The 16,981-nt window shown below is 66.4% G+C and carries 19 protein-coding genes; 9 read left to right on the forward strand and 10 right to left on the reverse strand.

Going from position 1 to position 16,981, the window contains the following annotated elements; genetic code table 11:
• Window positions 1-39: 39 nt before the first annotated feature.
• Complete coding sequence (locus ACSQ27_RS08360; protein ID WP_436154989.1) at window positions 40-699, forward strand: glutaredoxin family protein; 660 nt, start codon at window positions 40-42, stop codon at window positions 697-699.
• Window positions 700-774: 75 nt separating this feature from the next.
• Here ACSQ27_RS08360 and rpiA read toward each other — a convergent pair whose 3' ends face one another.
• Complete coding sequence (gene rpiA / locus ACSQ27_RS08365) at window positions 775-1,446, reverse strand: ribose-5-phosphate isomerase RpiA (protein ID WP_436154990.1); 672 nt, start codon at window positions 1,444-1,446, stop codon at window positions 775-777.
• An 88-nt stretch (window positions 1,447-1,534) separates the two neighbouring features.
• On the opposite strand from rpiA, the gene ACSQ27_RS08370 reads away from it, so the two are divergent.
• Window positions 1,535-2,587, forward strand: coding sequence for a quinone-dependent dihydroorotate dehydrogenase (locus ACSQ27_RS08370; protein ID WP_436154991.1), 1,053 nt, complete (start codon window positions 1,535-1,537; stop codon window positions 2,585-2,587).
• Here the strand turns inward: ACSQ27_RS08370 and xth are convergent.
• On the reverse strand, window positions 2,584-3,426 hold the full coding sequence (gene xth, locus ACSQ27_RS08375; RefSeq protein WP_436154992.1) for an exodeoxyribonuclease III: 843 nt from the start codon (window positions 3,424-3,426) through the stop codon (window positions 2,584-2,586). The two genes, ACSQ27_RS08370 and xth, sit on opposite strands and share 4 nt — an antisense overlap.
• Before the next feature lie 10 nt (window positions 3,427-3,436).
• Window positions 3,437-3,691, reverse strand: coding sequence for a hypothetical protein (locus tag ACSQ27_RS08380; RefSeq protein WP_436154993.1), 255 nt, complete (start codon window positions 3,689-3,691; stop codon window positions 3,437-3,439).
• A 137-nt stretch (window positions 3,692-3,828) separates the two neighbouring features.
• Between ACSQ27_RS08380 and ACSQ27_RS08385 the strand changes: the two genes are divergently transcribed.
• Complete coding sequence (locus tag ACSQ27_RS08385) at window positions 3,829-5,964, forward strand: FAD-dependent oxidoreductase (RefSeq protein ID WP_436154994.1); 2,136 nt, start codon at window positions 3,829-3,831, stop codon at window positions 5,962-5,964.
• A gap of 131 nt (window positions 5,965-6,095) precedes the next feature.
• Here ACSQ27_RS08385 and ACSQ27_RS08390 read toward each other — a convergent pair whose 3' ends face one another.
• The 3 genes from ACSQ27_RS08390 to ACSQ27_RS08400 all read right to left on the reverse strand — a co-directional run bounded on the left by ACSQ27_RS08390 (window position 6,096) and on the right by ACSQ27_RS08400 (window position 7,227).
• Window positions 6,096-6,509 (reverse strand): hypothetical protein, encoded by a 414-nt coding sequence (locus tag ACSQ27_RS08390; protein WP_436154995.1) that lies wholly within the window; start codon window positions 6,507-6,509, stop codon window positions 6,096-6,098.
• A 122-nt stretch (window positions 6,510-6,631) separates the two neighbouring features.
• Window positions 6,632-6,844: a DUF3820 family protein gene (locus tag ACSQ27_RS08395; RefSeq protein WP_436154996.1), complete on the reverse strand. Its 213-nt coding sequence runs from the start codon at window positions 6,842-6,844 to the stop codon at window positions 6,632-6,634.
• A 26-nt stretch (window positions 6,845-6,870) separates the two neighbouring features.
• On the reverse strand, window positions 6,871-7,227 hold the full coding sequence (locus ACSQ27_RS08400; protein ID WP_436154997.1) for a translation initiation factor Sui1: 357 nt from the start codon (window positions 7,225-7,227) through the stop codon (window positions 6,871-6,873).
• A 167-nt stretch (window positions 7,228-7,394) separates the two neighbouring features.
• On the opposite strand from ACSQ27_RS08400, the gene ACSQ27_RS08405 reads away from it, so the two are divergent.
• A complete protein-coding gene (locus ACSQ27_RS08405; protein WP_436154998.1) occupies window positions 7,395-8,144 on the forward strand; it encodes a DUF2726 domain-containing protein in 750 nt (249 codons plus the stop codon).
• Window positions 8,145-8,412: 268 nt separating this feature from the next.
• Here ACSQ27_RS08405 and ACSQ27_RS08410 read toward each other — a convergent pair whose 3' ends face one another.
• Both ACSQ27_RS08410 and ACSQ27_RS08415 read right to left on the reverse strand, forming a co-directional pair.
• On the reverse strand, window positions 8,413-9,054 hold the full coding sequence (locus ACSQ27_RS08410) for an FHA domain-containing protein (protein WP_436154999.1): 642 nt from the start codon (window positions 9,052-9,054) through the stop codon (window positions 8,413-8,415).
• A gap of 89 nt (window positions 9,055-9,143) precedes the next feature.
• Window positions 9,144-9,596: a surface-adhesin E family protein gene (locus tag ACSQ27_RS08415; RefSeq protein WP_436155000.1), complete on the reverse strand. Its 453-nt coding sequence runs from the start codon at window positions 9,594-9,596 to the stop codon at window positions 9,144-9,146.
• A gap of 304 nt (window positions 9,597-9,900) precedes the next feature.
• Between ACSQ27_RS08415 and ACSQ27_RS08420 the strand changes: the two genes are divergently transcribed.
• Entirely contained in the window at window positions 9,901-10,149 is a 249-nt protein-coding gene (locus ACSQ27_RS08420; RefSeq protein WP_436155001.1) for a CsbD family protein, read from the forward strand.
• 165 nt (window positions 10,150-10,314) lie between these two features.
• Window positions 10,315-11,442: an ROK family protein gene (locus tag ACSQ27_RS08425; protein WP_436155002.1), complete on the forward strand. Its 1,128-nt coding sequence runs from the start codon at window positions 10,315-10,317 to the stop codon at window positions 11,440-11,442.
• A 255-nt stretch (window positions 11,443-11,697) separates the two neighbouring features.
• On the opposite strand, the gene ACSQ27_RS08430 is transcribed toward ACSQ27_RS08425, so the two are convergent.
• Window positions 11,698-14,139 (reverse strand): penicillin-binding protein 1A, encoded by a 2,442-nt coding sequence (locus tag ACSQ27_RS08430; RefSeq protein ID WP_436155003.1) that lies wholly within the window; start codon window positions 14,137-14,139, stop codon window positions 11,698-11,700.
• 240 nt (window positions 14,140-14,379) lie between these two features.
• Here ACSQ27_RS08430 and ACSQ27_RS08435 point away from each other — a divergent pair, with 240 nt between their 5' ends.
• The 3 genes from ACSQ27_RS08435 to ACSQ27_RS08445 all read left to right on the forward strand — a co-directional run bounded on the left by ACSQ27_RS08435 (window position 14,380) and on the right by ACSQ27_RS08445 (window position 16,012).
• Window positions 14,380-14,634 carry a DUF3606 domain-containing protein gene (locus ACSQ27_RS08435; protein ID WP_436155004.1) on the forward strand — a complete coding sequence of 85 codons (255 nt, stop codon included), beginning with the start codon at window positions 14,380-14,382 and terminating at the stop codon, window positions 14,632-14,634.
• 20 nt (window positions 14,635-14,654) lie between these two features.
• On the forward strand, window positions 14,655-14,906 hold the full coding sequence (locus ACSQ27_RS08440) for a DUF3606 domain-containing protein (RefSeq protein WP_436155005.1): 252 nt from the start codon (window positions 14,655-14,657) through the stop codon (window positions 14,904-14,906).
• A 92-nt stretch (window positions 14,907-14,998) separates the two neighbouring features.
• Window positions 14,999-16,012, forward strand: coding sequence for a Vgb family protein (locus ACSQ27_RS08445; RefSeq protein WP_436155006.1), 1,014 nt, complete (start codon window positions 14,999-15,001; stop codon window positions 16,010-16,012).
• A gap of 58 nt (window positions 16,013-16,070) precedes the next feature.
• Here the strand turns inward: ACSQ27_RS08445 and ACSQ27_RS08450 are convergent, their stop codons facing one another.
• Complete coding sequence (locus ACSQ27_RS08450; RefSeq protein ID WP_436155007.1) at window positions 16,071-16,964, reverse strand: AraC family transcriptional regulator N-terminal domain-containing protein; 894 nt, start codon at window positions 16,962-16,964, stop codon at window positions 16,071-16,073.
• Window positions 16,965-16,981 lie beyond the last annotated feature (17 nt).

The following is a 16,981-nucleotide window of genomic DNA, read 5'->3' on the forward strand; positions in this document are numbered from 1 at the left end:
TATTTCCGCCACCCCGTACCTGAGACGACTGGAACACCCATGAAAACAAATGCCGTGAAATCCCTCGCGCCCCATGCTTTGCTGGCCCTGGCAATCGCCGCGGGCAGTCTTTTTTCGCCCCTGGCCCAAGCCCAGCAGGTCTACCGCATCGTCGGCCCCGACGGCAAGGTGACCTTCTCCGACCAGCCGCCGCCCGCAGCCACCAATGCCAAGGTCAGCGCGGCCAATACCGGCGGCCCCGGCGGCGCGGCCCCCACCGGCCTGCCTTTCGAATTGCGGCAAATCGCCAGCAGATACCCGGTGACCCTGTATTCCGGCAACGACTGCGGGCCCTGCGTTACCGCCAAATCCATGCTGACCAACCGCGGCATCCCGTTTTCCGAGCGCACCGTCATCACCAGCGAGGACTTCAAGGCGCTGCAGCGGCTCAGCGGCGACACCTCCCTGCCCTTTGCCACCATCGGCAGCCAGCAGCTCAAGGGCTTTTCCGACGTCGAATGGACCCAGTTCCTGAACGCCGCCGGCTACCCCGCCGCCTCGGTGCTGCCGTCCAGCTACCGTCCACCGGCTGCCACGCCCCTGGTGGCCATCGCCGCGCCATCGGCCACGGGCAGCGGCCCAGCCCGCGCCGCCGCGGCGCCCGCACCGGTGGCCCCACCGCCGCCCGAGGCCAGCAACCCCGCCGGCATCAAGTTCTAAGCAGGCTGTTTTAAACGCTCAAATGCAAACGCCGGGTATCAACCCGGCGTTTTGCTTTCCGGACAAAGTCCGAACTTAGAACACCAGCGTCTTGACGCCGCCCGGCGCACCCAGCAGGCACACATGGGCTTTCTGGAAGGCAAACACCCCCACCGTCACCACGCCCGGCCACTGGCTGACCTGGGTCTCAAAGGCCAGCGGGTCGCTGATCTTCAGGCCGGTCACGTCCAGGATGTGCTGGCCGTTGTCGGTGACCAGCGGCTTGCCGTCCTTCAGGCGCAGCACGGCGGTGCCGCCCAGCGCCGCGAACTGGCGCGCGATGCGCTTGGCGGCCATGGGGATGACCTCGACCGGCAGCGGGAAATTGCCCAGCACCGGCACCAGCTTGGATTCGTCGGCAATGCAGACGAACTTGCGCGACTGCGCGGCCACGATTTTTTCGCGTGTCAGCGCCGCGCCGCCGCCCTTGACCATGTGGCCCGCGTTGTCGATTTCATCGGCGCCGTCGATGTAGACGCCCAGTTCGTCGACCTCGGTCGCGTCGAAGACCTTGATGCCCAGGGCCTGCAGGCGCTCGGTGGAGGCGACCGAACTGGACACCGCCCCCTTGATGCGGTCCTTCATGGTGGCCAGCGCGTCGATGAATTTGTTGACCGTGGAGCCGGTGCCGACGCCGACAATGCTGCCTTCTTCGACGTAGTGCAGGGCCGCCTGGCCGACCAGGGTTTTGAGTTCGTCTTGGGTCATGGGAGTGTTGGGAGGGATGGAATCGGGGGGGTGAAACGGGTTTTGCGACAATCGGGGCCAGTACAAGCCACCTCCACCGAATTATCCAATGTCCCTGCTCCCCTACGCCCTGGCCCGTCCCTTTTTATTTGGCCTGGACGCCGAAACCGCCCATGAGCTGACCATGGCCTCGCTGGCGCGCACCCAGGGCACGCCGCTGGCGCTGGCCTACCTGTCCAGCCGCGTCAGCGACCCGATCGAGCTGGCCGGCCTCAAATTCCCCAACCGCGTCGGCCTGGCCGCCGGGCTGGACAAAAACGCGCGCTGCATCGACGGCCTGGCCGCCATGGGTTTCGGCTTTGTCGAGGTCGGCACCGTCACCCCCAAGGGCCAGCCCGGCAACCCCAAGCCGCGCATGTTCCGCCTGCCCGAGGCCAACGCGCTGATCAACCGCCTGGGCTTCAACAACGAAGGCCTGGACGCCTTCCTGGCCAATGTGCGGCGCTCCAGCGTGCGCAAGCCGGGCGCGCAGGGCGGCCTGCTGCTGGGCCTGAACATCGGCAAGAACGCCGCCACCCCGATTGAAAACGCGGTCGACGACTACCTGGTCTGCCTGGACGGCGTCTACCCGCACGCCGACTACGTCACCGTCAACATCTCCAGCCCCAACACCAAAAACCTGCGCGCGCTGCAAAGCGACGAGGCACTCGACGCCCTGCTGGGCCGCATCGCCGAACGCCGCGAGGCCCTGGCCGCGCAGCACGGCAAACGTGTGCCCATCTTCGTGAAGATTGCACCCGACCTCGACGAAGCCCAGGTGGCCGTCATCGCCGCCACGCTCAAACGCCACGCCATGGACGGCGTGGTCGCCACCAACACCACACTGAGCCGCGAGGCCGTCAAAGGCATGCGCCATGCCGAAGAAGCCGGCGGCCTGAGCGGCGCACCGGTGCTCGAGGCCAGCAACCGCGTCATCACCCAGCTGCGCGCGGCGCTCGGCAAGGGCTTTCCCATCATCGGCGTGGGCGGCATCCTGAGCGGCGCGGACGCCGTCTCCAAGATCCAGGCCGGTGCCGACGTGGTGCAGATCTACACCGGGCTGATCTACAAAGGCCCGGACCTGGTCACGCAGGCCGCGCAGGCGATCAAGAAGAGCCGTTAAGCCTTAGGTAGCGCGCGCTTTTTCGGCGCGGCCTTTTTTGCGGCGGCCTTGCGCGGCGCGCGCGCCTTGGCCCCCAACTCCACCCACACCGGCGCATGGTCGCTCGCGTGTTCCTGCCCGCGCACCCAGCGGTCCACACCCGCGGCTTTCAGGCGCGGCGCGAGCGCGGCGTTCAGCAGGATGTGGTCTATGCGCAGGCCCGCATCGCGCTGCCAGTGCTGGCGAAAGTAATCCCAGAAGGTGTAGATGCGCTCGTCCGGGTGCAGCGCGCGCAGGCTGTCCACCCAGCCCTGGGCCAGCAGCTTTTCATAGGCCGCCCGGCTTTCGGGTTGCAGCAGTGCGTCCTTGCGCCATGACTTGGGGTTGTAGATGTCGAAGTCGGTCGGCACCACATTGAAGTCGCCGGCCAGTACCACCGAGTGTTCCGAGGCATACAGCGCCTTTGCGTGCGCCTGCAGGCGGTTGAACCAGGCCAGCTTGTAATCAAACTTCGGGCCGGGCTGCGGATTGCCATTGGGCAAGTAAAGGCAGGCCACCACGATGCCGTCCACCGCCGCCTCCAGGTAGCGGCTCTGGTCGTCGGCCGGGTCACCGGGCAGTTCGCGGCGTATCTCCAGCGGCGCCTGCCCTTTGGCCAGAATCGCCACGCCGTTCCAGGAGCGCTGGCCCTTCCACAAGGCTTCATAACCCGCCTCGCGCAAGGCCTGCTGCGGGAACACACCGTCCAGCGCCTTGAGTTCCTGCAGGCAGGCCACGTCGGGCGCGTCTTTTTCCAGCCACGCCAGCAGCTGCGGCAGCCGCGTCTTGATGCCGTTGACGTTGAAGCTCGCGATCTTCATCAGGCGCCGGTCACACGCCCGGTGAAGGCTTTCCCCGCGGCGCGCGCCGGAAGGCCTCGGCGCCGCCGCTGCCGCCGCCGTCGGGAAAGCTGTGCTGCCTGAGCTTGCCGGCGACGCCGGGCTCCGCGGGCTTCATGGGTCTTTCGATCAGGGTGCTGGCGTCGTTGCCGTCGGCGGCATCGTCGGGCTCGCTGTGGGGCGGATGCGGCACGGGCGCGCCTTCGCCGGTCTTGGCGCGTGTGGGACTGGTGGTGTTTTTGGCCATGCTTTCAAGGTAGCAGTACCGCCGGGCCTCGCGTGTCGGACAACACCGCAAGGGCTTCAGGGTAAGCACCGAGCCAGCATAGAGACTGTCCCCTAGAGTACCCGGCGGGCTTTCTGCGGCCGCATGTTGCGACTACGATGCAGGCAGTTTTGACAGGAGACCCGCTTTTGGCCGCGACCCCATCTTCCAACCCTGCGTCGGGCCCCTCCGGCCCGTCCCCTTACCCCCACCTGCTGGCCCCGCTGGACCTGGGCTTCACCACCCTCAAAAACCGCGTGCTCATGGGCAGCATGCACACCGGCCTGGAAGACGGGCGCAAGCACTTCCCCGCCATGGCCGCCTACTTCGCCGAACGCGCGCGCGGCGGCGTGGGCCTGATGGTCACCGGCGGTTTCGCCCCCAACATCGCCGGCTGGACCAAACCCTTTGCCGGCATGCTGGCCAGCTCCGGCGCGGCGCGCCGCCACAAGCAGGTGACCGATGCGGTGCATGCCGAAGGCGGCAAGATCGCGCTGCAGATCCTGCACACCGGCCGCTACGGCTACCACCCGCTGTGCGTCGCGCCCTCGCGCATCCAGAGCCCAATCTCGCCCTTCACGCCGCGCGAACTCAGCGTGGGCGGCATCGAACGGCAGATACGCGCCTTCATACGCTGCGCGATGCTGGCGCGCGACGCCGGCTACGACGGCGTCGAGATCATGGGCAGCGAAGGCTATTTCATCAACCAGTTCCTGGTCACCCACACCAACCAGCGCACTGACGACTGGGGCGGCAGCTACGCCAACCGCATGCGCCTGGCCGTCGAGATCGTGCGGCGCACGCGCGAGGCCGTGGGGCCCGACTTCATCATCATCTACCGCCTCTCGATGATCGACCTGATCCCCGGCGGCAGCAGCTGGGAGGAAGTCGTGCTGCTGGCCAAGGCGGTGGAAGCCGCCGGCGCCACCCTGATCAACAGCGGCATAGGCTGGCACGAGGCCCGCGTGCCGACGATTGCCACCTCGGTGCCGCGCGGCGCCTTCACCTGGGTCACCAAAAAACTGCGCACCGACCTGCGCGCCGCCGGCCTCACCATTCCCGTGGTCACCAGCAACCGCCTGAACATGCCCGAAGTCGCCGAGCAGGTGCTGGCAGACGGTTGCGCCGACATGGTCAGCATGGCCCGCCCCTTCCTGGCCGACCCGGACTTCGTCAACAAGGCCGCCCAGGGCCGGGCCGGCGAGATCAACACCTGTATCGCCTGCAACCAGGCCTGCCTGGACCACGCCTTCCAGGCCAAGCTGGCCAGCTGCCTGGTCAATCCGCGCGCCGTGCATGAGACCGAACTCATCATCAAGATCACCGCCGCCAAAAAGCGCGTCGCCGTCATAGGCGCCGGCCCCGCGGGCCTGGCCGCCGCCACCACGCTGGCCCTGCGCGGCCACAGCGTGGACCTGTATGACGCGGCCGACAAGATCGGCGGCCAGTTCAACCTCGCCAAGCGCGTGCCCGGCAAGGAAGAGTTCGAGGAAACCCTGCGCTATTTCGGCCAGCGCATCCTCGGCACCGGCGTGCGCCTGCACCTGAACACCCGCGCCAGCGCGCAAGACCTCATCGCCGGCAAGTTCGACGAGGTCATACTCGCCACCGGCGTCACACCGCGCAACCCGCGCATCCCCGGCCAGGAGCATCCCAAGGTGCTCAGCTACATCGACGTCCTGCTGGGCCGCCAGCCTGTGGGCGAGCGTGTGGCCCTCATAGGCGCGGGCGGCATAGGCTTTGACGTCGCCGAATTCCTGGTCACGCCCGCCGGCCATTCCACCGCGCTCGACCTGCCCGCCTGGCTGGCCGAATGGGGCGTGGCCGACCCCGGCGAGGTGCGCGGCGGCGTGGTGCGCCCGCAGGCCACGCCGCCCGCGCGCCAGGTCACGCTGCTGCAGCGCAAGCCCGGCAAGCTGGGCGCCGGCCTGGGCAAGACCACCGGCTGGATACACCGCGCCGCGCTGAAAATGAAAAACGTCGAGATGCTCTCGGGCGTCAACTACGAGCGCATAGGTGAGCAGGGTTCAGACCTGGGCCTGTTCATCACCTTCGGCGAAAAGCGCCTGGACGGCACCGTGCTCACCGTCGACAACATCGTGCTGTGCGCCGGCCAGGAGCCGCTGCGCGAGTTGCTGGAGCCGCTGCGCGCGGCCGGCGTCAAGACACATTTGATAGGTGGGGCGCATGAAGCGGGTGAGCTGGATGCGAAGCGGGCGATTGATCAAGGAACCCGCCTGGCGGCTGCTCTCTAACCCCCTCTCCCTCTGGGAGAGGGTTGGGGTGAGGGCCAGCGGCCTGTGTATGGAGCAGTGGGCTATCGGCCGCCGCCGGCCCTCACCCCCGCCCTCTCCCAGAGGGAGAGGGAGAAAAACCAAGAGCGGCTCTAGAAACGGACCAGGCTGAAAACCAATAAGCCAAGCGCCATCCCAAAACTCAGCGCATGCATATTCGCCGCCATGGCAAAGCGCTTCATGAGCCTCAGCCCCTGCTGGTCCTGCGAGCCCAGCAGGAACAGCAGGCACATCTCACGCCGCCGCTGCGGGTCGACCGCGCTGTGCTTCTTGAGCGCCCTGTGCATGGACACCGACAGGTAGATCGCGGCCACCGAGGCCAGCGCAATGATGGGGAAAAACCAGCCCCGCACCATCCAGGCCGGAAGCTGCGGCGCCAGCCAGGCGCGCAACAGGTCGGCGGCGGCAAAAATCAGGAAACCCGCGGCGAGACCCAGCCACTCCTGGGTGCGGAACTGCGCCATCATTTGCCTGGCCCTGGTTTCCAGGGGCAGTTCGTAAACCATGCGGATCACCTCGTGCGAACGTTGCGCGCAGTGCGCGGCCCCATGCCGGCCAACGCGAGTGCAAGGATTCTGCGCAGGAACGCCCGCCGCGGCAATACTGCAAATGCGGGAGAACGGTGGTTTTATTTACGGCGCAGCGGATCCAGCAGCGGCTTCAGGCCGTTGTGGTCGATTTCCTGCATCAGCGCCAGCAGGCGGCCGATTTCCCCCTTGGGAAAACCCTCGCGAGCAAACCAGTTCAGGTAATTGCCCGGCAGGTCAGCGATCAGCGTGCCCTTGTGTTTGCCGAAAGGCATTTCGCGGGTCACCAGCAGGAGCAGGTCGTCGGGGTTCATCTATATATATGTGTAGAGAGGGAGGGCTAGCCGCCGGCCCGCTTGGGCGCGTAGCCCTGTTTCTGCAGTTCCGCCATCACCCGCTCGCAATGGTCGCCTTGCACTTCGATCACGCCGTCCTTGGCGGTGCCGCCCGAACCGCAGGCGGCGCGCAGCTGCTTGCCCAGCAGCGCCAGCGCCATGGCGTCCAGTGGCAGGCCCTTGACCAGGGTCACGGTCTTGCCGCCCCGGCCCTTGCTTTCGCGGCTCACGCGCAAAGGGCTGCCCGCCGCAGGCACGGCGGCCTGCTTGCAGGCGCAGGCCGCCACCGGCCGGCGGCAGCCGGGGCACATTCTTCCGGCCTCGGTGGAATACACCAGGCCGCCAGCGGGAATTTGTTTCATTCGGGAAGGCCGCCAGTCGGCAGGCCGCGGTTTTAGAAGGATTGATCGTAAAAAATTGTGAACTAGTTCACAAAAAGCCAAAAACGTACCTTATAAACGGGGCCGGGATAGGCGCCAGGCCCGTTCTTCTCCAGCACAACCTCCGGGCGATTATCAAGGCGCAAACAATGACGGGCAGCAGTTTTCTGATCGGTTTTTTTATTTTTGTCGGCAGTGTGGCCCTGGGCGCCCTCGGTTACGAACGCTGGTTGTCCCATGTGGTGTCCAACCGCAAGAAAGTGGCACGCAACCATACCCTGCGCGCCAAACCGCTGGCCAGCCGCGATGAACTCCAGGTCTGGCGCTGGCTGGAAGAGGTCTTCCCCGAGCACCGCATCTTGCCCAAAGTCCCTTTTACCGGTTTTATCGAGCCCAACCAGCGTGGCGGCGACGCCCACTGGCAGGCGCTGCTGAGCACGGTGAATTTTTCCTGCGCTCTGGCCAACCAGAATGGCACGGTGCTGGGCTGCATCGACGTGCTGGGCCGCGGCGAGCTGACCGGCCGCAACCATGCCTTCAAACGCGAGTTGCTGGCCCGCGCCGGCCTTCCCTACTGGATCGTCGAAAGCCAGCGTCGGCCCAGCGCCGCGCTGCTGCGCGAAAAATTCCTGGGCGCCGCCACCAGCGAAGCCGGCAAGCTCGCCACGGCCGAACGCGCCCGCCGCCCTGCCCCCGCCAAGCTCGAACAGGCGCAGCTCTCGCGCGTGTCCAGCAACGCCTCCGACCTCACCAAAACCGGCCTCACGCCGCTGCATTTGAAGTCCACCCTCAAGCTGCAGTCACTGGCCCGGGCCTTCGCCCTGCGCCTGATTGGCGAAGAGCCGCGGCACAAGCACATCCACTACGCCAGTACCAGTCCCGGCAGTTCGATTGTTTGATCCTGCTCGCTCTGGGAGATAAGCCCAAGGGAAACCGAGTGGCCCTTTCTTGCTCCCTCTCCCTCTGGGAGAGGGTTGGGGTGAGGGCCAGCGGCCTTGGCGTGAAGCAGTGAATATTGGTCCGCCGTCGGCCCTGTCTTGCAGACCGCAGCCCAGGCTGAGCCTGGGCTTCTTCGCGCTGTCCAGATGCGCGCAGGCGCATCTGGAGCCGCAGCGCTCAGCCCCCGCCCTCTCCCAGAGGGAGAGGGAGTAACCCCCTTGAGCAGCTCTAAGCGCCCTTGAGCAAAAACTCCATCTCGGTCCCCGCCAGGTTCAGCACATCGTTGTGCGCCAACGGCGTCGCCTTGGCACCAATGGGTTTGCCATTGAGCGTCGACGGTGTCTGGCCGTCCATGTGGGCCACGTAATAGCCGTCGCGCCGGTGTGAGATCGACACCACCGCCACGCCCGGCTGGCCGAAGGTGGTGACCGCCTTGACCACCGCCATTTCCAGGCCCGCCGATGAGCCCGACAGCACCTTGAGGCTGGCCTGCAGCGCGCCGGTGGTGCCGGGCAGCCCTATCGCATCGAGCGACATCGCGGTGGTTTCCTGGCTTTCGGCCTGCACCTCGTGCTCGGAGGTGGCCAGGTACTGGATCCTGAAGTTGCCGATGTTGATGATGTCGTTGTCGTGCAGCAGCTCGCGCGCCTTGACCATGTGGCCGTTGAGGTAGGTGCCGTTGGTGCTGCCCAGGTCGCGCAGGTAGACGTCGGCGATGCCCTTGAGCTCAAACACGCAGTGCTCGCCGCTGACCACCAGGTTGTCGAACACGATGTCGTTGTACGGCCTGCGGCCCAGCGTGGTGCGGTCGTTCTTCAGGTAGACATGCTTGATTTCGACGCCTTCGACCGAAGCAATGAGTTGCGGCATGAGGAGAAGCCTTTCTTCCGGGGTTGCCGCCACTCCCAGCGCGGCGGTCTCTTCATCGTAGCGCCGGCCCCGCGAAGGCACAAGGGCAGCTAAGTCTTGGGCGTATCCGTCTTGGGTGTATCCGTGTTCCGGCAAGCCGCGCGGATCAGCCGCTGCGTCGGGTTGGGTGTCACGTCGCGAAACGCCATGTACCTGACCACGCCCTCCGGATAGGTCGAGGTCTTGTGCGGCTCGCCCTTCCACAGCGGCTGCTGGTAAAAATCCAGCGAGAGGTAGCGCGCGCTTTTGTGCGCGCAGTCGAACTGCACCGTCGAGGTGTAGGAGCGGTAGGGCACGCCGTCCCAGCTGGTGCGCGGCTTGGAGCGGCTCACGCGTATCTTCATGGTGCGCGACGCGCCCTGCACCGACACCGGCACGGGATCCACCTCGATGGTGTTGAGCAAGGGGTCTTGCGGGTCGCCCAGCACGGTGAACCACGCGGCCTGCGCGTGCAGCATGGAGGCGCCTCCCAGCAAGCCCCAGAAAAAAATGTTCTTTTTCATGATGACGGGTCTTCGATGTTCTCCATTCCCGGCGGCGCCGCGATGACGCGGCTCCCGGATGTTTCCCTCGCTTGCAGCATTTGCACAATGTCGCATTCAAGCCAGTCTAACCCTCGGCGACACGGCTTGTCACATCAAAAGACATCTTCCTACACACAAAATTGAAGCCGGAGCGGCAAGTTGTAGGCGGCAGCCGACATGCTCCCGGGCCCCCTCCCTGCGCGCACCGGTTTGGGTGGGACTTAAGGTGAAGCTATGGAATTTTTCATGCCCCCTTCATCACCCGTGAAGACATGAAAAGTCCATGTCCCTCCAACCCCTGAAAGGTATTCCCATGAACAAGGACCAGGTCAAAGGCAAGATCAAGGAAGTCGCCGGTGAAGTGCAGGAGCACACCGGCAAGATGGTCGGCAGCACCGAGCAGCAGGCCAAGGGCCATGCCCGCGAATTCGAAGGCAAGGCCCAGAAAGCTTACGGTGACGTGAAGGAAAACATCAAGGACGCCAGCAAGGAAGTGAAGAAGGAGATGGAGCGCGATCCCCTCAAGCCTTGATGAATAAAGGCCCCCCAGGGCCTTGAAGCTTTCGCGCCTTCGCGCATCTTCAAATCGGCCGGTTTCCACCGGCCGATTTGCTGTGCGCGCCTTAAGGCTTTGGCTGACGGGGCCGTAGCGCCTTCGCCGCTGCCGCGCCTGCCGCGCGGCGCCCATCATGACGCCATGGCCCGCAAAACCTCTCGCACAACCGCCCCCTCCGCCCCCGCCCTGCCCGACGACCTGACCCACGGCGGCCTGCGCCGGCCCGACGTCACCATCCAGGGCTACAGCCTGCAGTTGCACGACGGCGAAGGTTTTGCCGGCGACAGCGTCAGCCGCAGGGCCTACAGCGAGATGCTGGATACCTGGCGCAAGCTTTACCGCCGTATCAGCGGGCTGGACCCTTTGGGCCGCAAGCCCACGGCCGAGATCGGCAAGAAACGGCTCGACGAACTGCTCAGGCGCAACGGCAAGGCCGCGGCCATCATCTCCGCCGCCTCGGAAGACTACGCCTGGCAGCTGGCCCGCGTGGTGCGGCGCTTCCTCGGCCATCCTTCATGGCAGGGCGTGCGGCGCATCGTGGTCGGCGGCGGCTTCCGGCAAAGCCTGGTCGGCGAGCTTGCGATAGACCGCGCGGCCGAGTTGCTCTACCAGCGCGGCAGCCGCGTGCACCTGATGACCTTGCGCCACCACCCCGACGAAGCCGGCCTCATGGGCTGGGTGCACCTGGCGCCGCCCGAGGTGCTGTCCGGCTACGACGCTTTTCTCGCCGTCGACATAGGCGGCACCAATGTGCGCTGCGGCATCGTGCGGCCCCGCGCAAACAAGACACCCGACCTCACCGACGTCCGGGTCAGCGGCCTGCGCAAATGGGGCCATGCCGGCGACGCCGACGCCACCCGCCGCGAGGACCTGGTGCAGGGCATCGCCGCCATGCTCAAAAAACTCATCAAACAGGCCGAAGCCAAAGGCCTGAAGCTCGCGCCCTTTGTCGGCGTGGCCTGCCCCGGCATGATTGCCGAAGACGGCTCCATCTCCTCCGGCGCACAAAACCTGCCCGGCAACTGGGAGAGCCCGCGCTTCAACCTCGCGCAGCACCTCTGCGAAAGCCTGCCGAAACTCGGCGGCCGCGACATCCAGGTGCGCTTGCACAACGATGCGGTGGTGCAGGGTTTGTCGGAGCTGCCCTTTATGCAGGGCGTGAAGCGCTGGGCCGTGCTGACCGTGGGCACGGGCTTGGGGAATGCGAGTTTTGTGAATATGGCTGGGCCGGCTGCCACTAAAAAGCAGCGGGCAGCGAAAAAGCACTGAGACTGGAATTACCCCTCTTTCCCCTTGAAGGGAGCAAGAAGCGGAGGGTATTACCCCCTCTCCCTCTGGGAGAGGGTTGGGGTGAGGGCCAGCGACGATTGAACACTCCACCGCTCATGCACAGGCCGCGAGCCCTCACCCCTGCCCTCTCCCAGAGGGAGAGGGAGTAAATCCGAAACACAGGCTGTTTCTTACTCCCAAAGGGAGAGGGAGCAAGAAGCAGCCGCAGAGTCTGGGAGTGGGGGAAAGAATGGCTCAGCGAGGCGCTATGGGCGCGCCGACTACTACGCCCGGAAACACCTGCAGCTTCTCGACAGGCACAGGCGTAGGCGGCTGCAGCACCACACCGGGGGACGTACCACCCGAATCCCCGCCCTGCACGGCCGGCGGCGTGCTTTCAGCCGGCACCTGGATGGTCACGTACTTGATCACCGGCGCCGGCTGCCAGCGCGGTGCGCCGCCTTCCGCGGCCGGAGTCGTGCTCGCCATGCCCACGCCCGCCGGCAGTTCACCCGGCTGGCCTTCCTGCGGCGGCTCGGCGCCGTTGAGCATGGCTTCGATGCGCTGCTGCTCCTGGTCCGTCACGCCGCCGCCCTGCGGCGCGGGAAAGCGCATCTCCGCATCCACCACCTTGGCCTTGATCGCCTGCTGGAAAAACTCGCCCACAATCGGCAGCGCGCTGCGTGCGCCCTGCCCCCAGCTGTCGCCCATGGTCACGCGGTTGTCGTTAAAGCCCACCCAGGCGCCCGCCACCAGCTGCGGGTGCATCATCACGAACCAGCCGTCGGTGTTGCCCTGCGTCGTGCCCGTCTTGCCGGCCACGTCGGCGCGTATGCCGTAGCGGCTGCGTATCGCCGCGCCCGTGCCCTGGTCGATCACGCCGCGCATCACGTCCAGCAGCGTCTGCGCCACCGTGGTCGACATCACCGTCTCCGGCACCTTGGCCTGGAACTCTTCCAGCACCTTGCCGTTGCGGTCTTCCACGCGCGTGACGATGATGGGCTCGATGTAGCGGCCGTCGTTGGCCAGCGTGCCGTAGGCCGAGACCATTTCCTTGAGCGTCACCGGGCTGGTGCCCAGCGCCAGCGACGGCACTTCTTCGAGCTTGCTCTGCCGCACGCCCATGGATTTGGCCAGCTTGGCCACGTGGGCCGGGCCCACCACCTGCATCACCTGCGCGGTGATGGTGTTCTTGGAGAACATCAAACCCTGGCGCAGGCTCATGAACTCGCCGCTGGGGCCGCCGCCGTCGGTGGGCCGCCAGAAGGCGCCGTTGCCCAGCGGGATTTCCACCACGCCGTCGATAAAACCGTCGCTCTGCCGCGCGCCGTCTTCAAAGGCCGCGCCGTATACAAAAGGCTTGAAGGTCGAGCCCGGCTGGCGCTTCGCCTGCTGCACGTGGTCGAACTGGTCGTCCGCAAAATCCCGGCTGCCGACCCAGGCCCGCACCTGGCCGTTGCTCGGGTCCATCGCCATGAAGCCGGCCTGCAGCCGCGTCTTGTCGTCCTTCAGCGCCTGCATGAAATCGGCATTGGCCAGCAAGGCCTTGAGCGCCTGCTCGTCCGTCTGCCCCGCGGCGCGCGCCGCCTTGTAGTCGGGCGTGTCGCGCACAAAGGCCAGGGCCAGCTCGCGCTGCGCGCCGCTCTTGGCCTTCCAGCCCGAATTGAAGCGCCAGTCGCCCGCCACGATTTTCTGCAGGCGGTCGCCCTGCGCCACCAGCGCCTTGGTGGCCATGGCCTGCAGGCGTGAGTCGATGGTGGTGTGCACCACCAGGCCGTCGGCATAGATGTTGTAGTTGTTGCGGTCGGCCCACTCGATCAGCCAGCGGCGCAGCTGCTGCGCCAGGTGCGGCATCTCGCCGAACTCCGGCTCCAGCCGCTCGAAGTCGATCTTCAGCGGCTTCTTCTTGAGCGCCGCGAGCTTGTCTTCCGGCAGCTTCTGGTGCTTGACCATCTGCATCAGCACGATGTTGCGGCGCTGCAGCGCGCGCTCCGGGTTGGACACCGGGTTGTAATAACTCGCGCCCTTGAGCATGCCCACCAGCGTCGCGCTTTGCAGCACGTCCAGTTCGCTGGCCGACTTGTCGAAATAAGTGCGCGCCGCCATCTCGATGCCGTAGGCGTTGTAGAGGAAAGGCACGGTGTTGAGGTAGCTCTCGAGGATTTCGTCCTTGCTGTAGACCGCCTCGATCTTGAAGGCCGTGATCGCCTCCTTGAGCTTGCGCGACAGCGTCGCCGAGCGGCCTATCTCCTCGGGGTACATATTGCGCGCCAGCTGCTGCGTGAGCGTAGAGCCGCCCTGCTTGCGGCCCGTGAGCGTCAGCAGCACCGAAGACACCGTGCGCCGGAAGTCCATGCCGTGGTGGTCATAAAAGCGGTGGTCCTCGGTCGCGATCAGCGCCGCCACCACGTTGGGTGAAATCGCGTCCAGCTTGACCCAGTCGCGGTTGGCGCGCTGGAAGCTCGCGAGCTCCTGGCCGTCCACCGACATCAGCACCGAGGGCTTGGCCGTCTTGGCCTTGAGCAGGTCGCTGATGCTGGGCGTGAAGGGGATCAGGATCACCACGTACAGCAGCAGGGTGACCGGGATCGCCGCCAGCCCCAGGCCCACACCACGCCAGGTGGGGTGGCGCAAGGCGGCCAGCCGGCCGGGAATGGTGGCCGCGAATGCGCGGATATGGGTGGCTAAAGAGCGCATGAATGGGGTCTGGAAGGGGTTCTTCATTACCCGCAAGTCTAATTCGGCGCTGTAAACCCCTTTTGTAGGACGGCGGCGCGGCAAAAACAGGGCCTCGCCAGGGCAAAAACCGCCTCCAGCCCCCGAAACATGCCACCCGGCACCGGCCGCCGCCCATCCCAAAACACGGCAAACGCCTACAACAGCCGCTCCGGCACCGCCCTAAGCTGGATTTGATAAGGAAAAACAGGAGACGACCGCATGAGCTTCATCCCCTATTACCCCCATGTGCAGCCTGACCGCATCAACCTCAATGACCGCTCCGACACCGGCAGCTGGGCCCAGCGCCTCGGCGTGAGCCCCGACCAGCTGCGCCGCGCCATCGCCGCCGTCGGCGACACCGCCAGCAATGTCGAGCGCTACCTCCGGGGCAGCAGCCGCGCCGATACCTCGCCGGGCCGGGCAAGGCCCTCGGCATCTGCATCGGCGTCACAGGCTTCCGACAAGCCCCGCTGAGCGCAGCCCAGGAGACCGCCATGGCACCCCGCTTCCCGGCAGCCCGCCCCGCGCCCGGCACAGAGCCCGACCGTATTGAACTCAAAGACCCCTTCGCCGCCCGCATCTGGGCGGAAAAGCTCAATGTGAGCCCCGAGCAGTTGCGCGAGGCCATAGACGCCGTCGGCGACAAGGCCAGCGACGTCGAGCTGCACCTCAAGGGCAGCCGCAGCACCACCAACGCAGACCGCGTCAAGAAAATGGGCGAGATAAGTGGGGAGAAGCCCCGTTGATGGCCGCCGCCATACACGCCACAATGCCTGGGCGGTGACCCCTCGCCGCGTGCGGCGCATGCACAGACTCGCCATGCGCAGGAGGCATTCCCATGCTTGTGCAGCAAGACCACCACCCCACCCGCCGAACCGCCCTCGCGGCCCTGCCCGCCGCCGCCCTGCTGCTGCCCGGCCTGGCGCGCGCACAAACGCCACCCCGTGTGCAATCCTGGCCCCTCAACACCCGGGCCGCCACCGGCATCCACGACATCGCGCCCGCGCCCGACGGCGGCGTCTGGTTCTCGGCCCAGCGCAGCGGCCACCTCGGCTGGTTCGACCCGCGCAGCGGCAAGACTGAACTGATCGCCCTGGGCGGCGGCTCATCGCCCCACGGCGTCATCGCCGGCCCCGACGGCGCGGCCTGGCTCACCGACGGCGGGCAAAACGCGATGGTGCGCGTGGCCTGGCCCTCACGCCAGGTGAAAGTGTTCCCCCTGCCCGCCGGCACACCCTATGCCAACCTCAACACCTGCGCCTTCGACGGCGACGGCAATGTCTGGTTCACCGGCCAGAGCGGCTACGTCGGCAAGGTCGACGTGCGCAGCGGCACGGTGACCGTCAAAGACTCCCCCCGCGGCCGCGGCCCCTACGGCATCTGCGCCACACCCAAGGGCGATATCTGGTGGTGTTCACTGGCCGGCTCCTTCATCGCCCACCTGGACACCAAAACCGGCGAGTCCCGCATCGTCGAGCCGCCCACGCCGCGCCAGGGCGCACGCAGGGTCTGGTCAGACAGCAAGGGCCGCATCTGGGTTTCGGAATGGAGCAGCGGCAACCTCTCCATGCACGACCCGGCCCTCGGCACAGGCGCCAACAGCTGGAAAACATGGAAGGCCCCAGGCGCCGACCCGCACGTCTACGCGGTCTACGTCGACCACAAAGACATGGTCTGGGCCTCGGAGTGGAGCAACAACGCGATGCTGCGTTTTGACCCCGGCAGCGAGAAGTTTGAAGCCATCCCCCTGCCCCGCGCCAATGCCGCGGTGCGGCAGATCCTGGGCCGGCCCGGGGAGGTCTGGTTGCCTGAGAGTGGGACGGAGTTTGTGACGGTGATCAGGACGGGGTGAGCATCCGGTAACACCCGGCAATGGCAAGCCCCAGGCGCGCGGTGCAGGGCAGCGATCTTCAGGCCGCTGCCCTGCTGCGCGTCGCGCCCGTTTCCCGCACCGGCGGCAAGCCGAACATGCGCCCGTACTCACGGGTGAACTGCGGCACGCTTTCATAGCCCACCGTAAACGCCGCACTGCTCGCACTCAGCCCTTCCGACAGCATCAAACGCCGCGCCTCGATCAGCCGCAGCTGCTTCTGGAACTGCAGCGGCGACAGCGAGGTCACGCTGCGAAAGTGCTGGTGAAATGAAGACGGGCTCATGCCCGCCACCGCCGCCAGGCGTTCTACCGGCAAGGGCCGCGCGAAGTCGGCCCTGAGCACCGACACCGCGCGCGCCACACGCTGCGCATGGCCGTCCGGCCAGCCCAGCCGCCGTATCGCCGCGCCCAGCCGCCCGGCCAGCAGCCAGTAGTGCATCTCACGCACCAGTTGCGCCCGCAACACCGGCAAGGCCGCCGGGCGATCGAGCAGTTGCATCAGCCGCAACGCCGCATCGGCCACCTCGGTTTCGGTGGCGCCCACCCACACAGGCGCGGCGTCGGCCGCCGGCCCGTCCTTCATCTGCAGCACCAGGTCGGCAATCACCGCCAGGTCCAGTTCCAGCACCAGCGAGAGGTAAGGCTGGGCGAGGCTGGCGCGCGTGATCTGGTTGACCGTCGGCACGTCCGCCGTGATCAGCAGGGTTTCACCCGCGCTGAACGCGAAGGATTGTGTGCCCATGGCCACCTGCTTGCTGCCTTGCAACAAGAGGCTGACCAGCGGCTGCGATATCGCATGGACCAGGCCGCTGGGCGAAGTCGCGCGCACCAGGCTGAGACCCGGGATGGCCGTCTGCGCCAGACCCGCCTTGTCGGCATGGGCCTCGGCATAACGGCCGACAACATCCAGAAGCAAAGGAAGCGTGCTCATGCCGCAAGCCTAACCGC

This window comes from Polaromonas sp. LjRoot131 (assembly GCF_964252805.1).
Lineage (GTDB): Bacteria > Pseudomonadota > Gammaproteobacteria > Burkholderiales > Burkholderiaceae_C > Polaromonas.

Bases quoted from the DNA above. Each gene is read 5' to 3' on its own strand.
- ACSQ27_RS08360 (WP_436154989.1), top strand. From the start codon at position 40: ATGAAAACAAATGCCGTGAAATCCCTCGCGCCCCATGCTTTGCTGGCC.
- rpiA (WP_436154990.1), bottom strand. From the start codon at position 1,446: ATGACCCAAGACGAACTCAAAACCCTGGTCGGCCAGGCGGCCCTGCAC.
- ACSQ27_RS08370 (WP_436154991.1), top strand. From the start codon at position 1,535: ATGTCCCTGCTCCCCTACGCCCTGGCCCGTCCCTTTTTATTTGGCCTG.
- xth (WP_436154992.1), bottom strand. From the start codon at position 3,426: ATGAAGATCGCGAGCTTCAACGTCAACGGCATCAAGACGCGGCTGCCG.
- ACSQ27_RS08380 (WP_436154993.1), bottom strand. From the start codon at position 3,691: ATGGCCAAAAACACCACCAGTCCCACACGCGCCAAGACCGGCGAAGGC.
- ACSQ27_RS08385 (WP_436154994.1), top strand. From the start codon at position 3,829: ATGCAGGCAGTTTTGACAGGAGACCCGCTTTTGGCCGCGACCCCATCT.
- ACSQ27_RS08390 (WP_436154995.1), bottom strand. From the start codon at position 6,509: ATGGTTTACGAACTGCCCCTGGAAACCAGGGCCAGGCAAATGATGGCG.
- ACSQ27_RS08395 (WP_436154996.1), bottom strand. From the start codon at position 6,844: ATGAACCCCGACGACCTGCTCCTGCTGGTGACCCGCGAAATGCCTTTC.
- ACSQ27_RS08400 (WP_436154997.1), bottom strand. From the start codon at position 7,227: ATGAAACAAATTCCCGCTGGCGGCCTGGTGTATTCCACCGAGGCCGGA.
- ACSQ27_RS08405 (WP_436154998.1), top strand. From the start codon at position 7,395: ATGACGGGCAGCAGTTTTCTGATCGGTTTTTTTATTTTTGTCGGCAGT.
- ACSQ27_RS08410 (WP_436154999.1), bottom strand. From the start codon at position 9,054: ATGCCGCAACTCATTGCTTCGGTCGAAGGCGTCGAAATCAAGCATGTC.
- ACSQ27_RS08415 (WP_436155000.1), bottom strand. From the start codon at position 9,596: ATGAAAAAGAACATTTTTTTCTGGGGCTTGCTGGGAGGCGCCTCCATG.
- ACSQ27_RS08420 (WP_436155001.1), top strand. From the start codon at position 9,901: ATGTCCCTCCAACCCCTGAAAGGTATTCCCATGAACAAGGACCAGGTC.
- ACSQ27_RS08425 (WP_436155002.1), top strand. From the start codon at position 10,315: ATGGCCCGCAAAACCTCTCGCACAACCGCCCCCTCCGCCCCCGCCCTG.
- ACSQ27_RS08430 (WP_436155003.1), bottom strand. From the start codon at position 14,139: ATGCGCTCTTTAGCCACCCATATCCGCGCATTCGCGGCCACCATTCCC.
- ACSQ27_RS08435 (WP_436155004.1), top strand. From the start codon at position 14,380: ATGAGCTTCATCCCCTATTACCCCCATGTGCAGCCTGACCGCATCAAC.
- ACSQ27_RS08440 (WP_436155005.1), top strand. From the start codon at position 14,655: ATGGCACCCCGCTTCCCGGCAGCCCGCCCCGCGCCCGGCACAGAGCCC.
- ACSQ27_RS08445 (WP_436155006.1), top strand. From the start codon at position 14,999: ATGCTTGTGCAGCAAGACCACCACCCCACCCGCCGAACCGCCCTCGCG.
- ACSQ27_RS08450 (WP_436155007.1), bottom strand. From the start codon at position 16,964: ATGAGCACGCTTCCTTTGCTTCTGGATGTTGTCGGCCGTTATGCCGAG.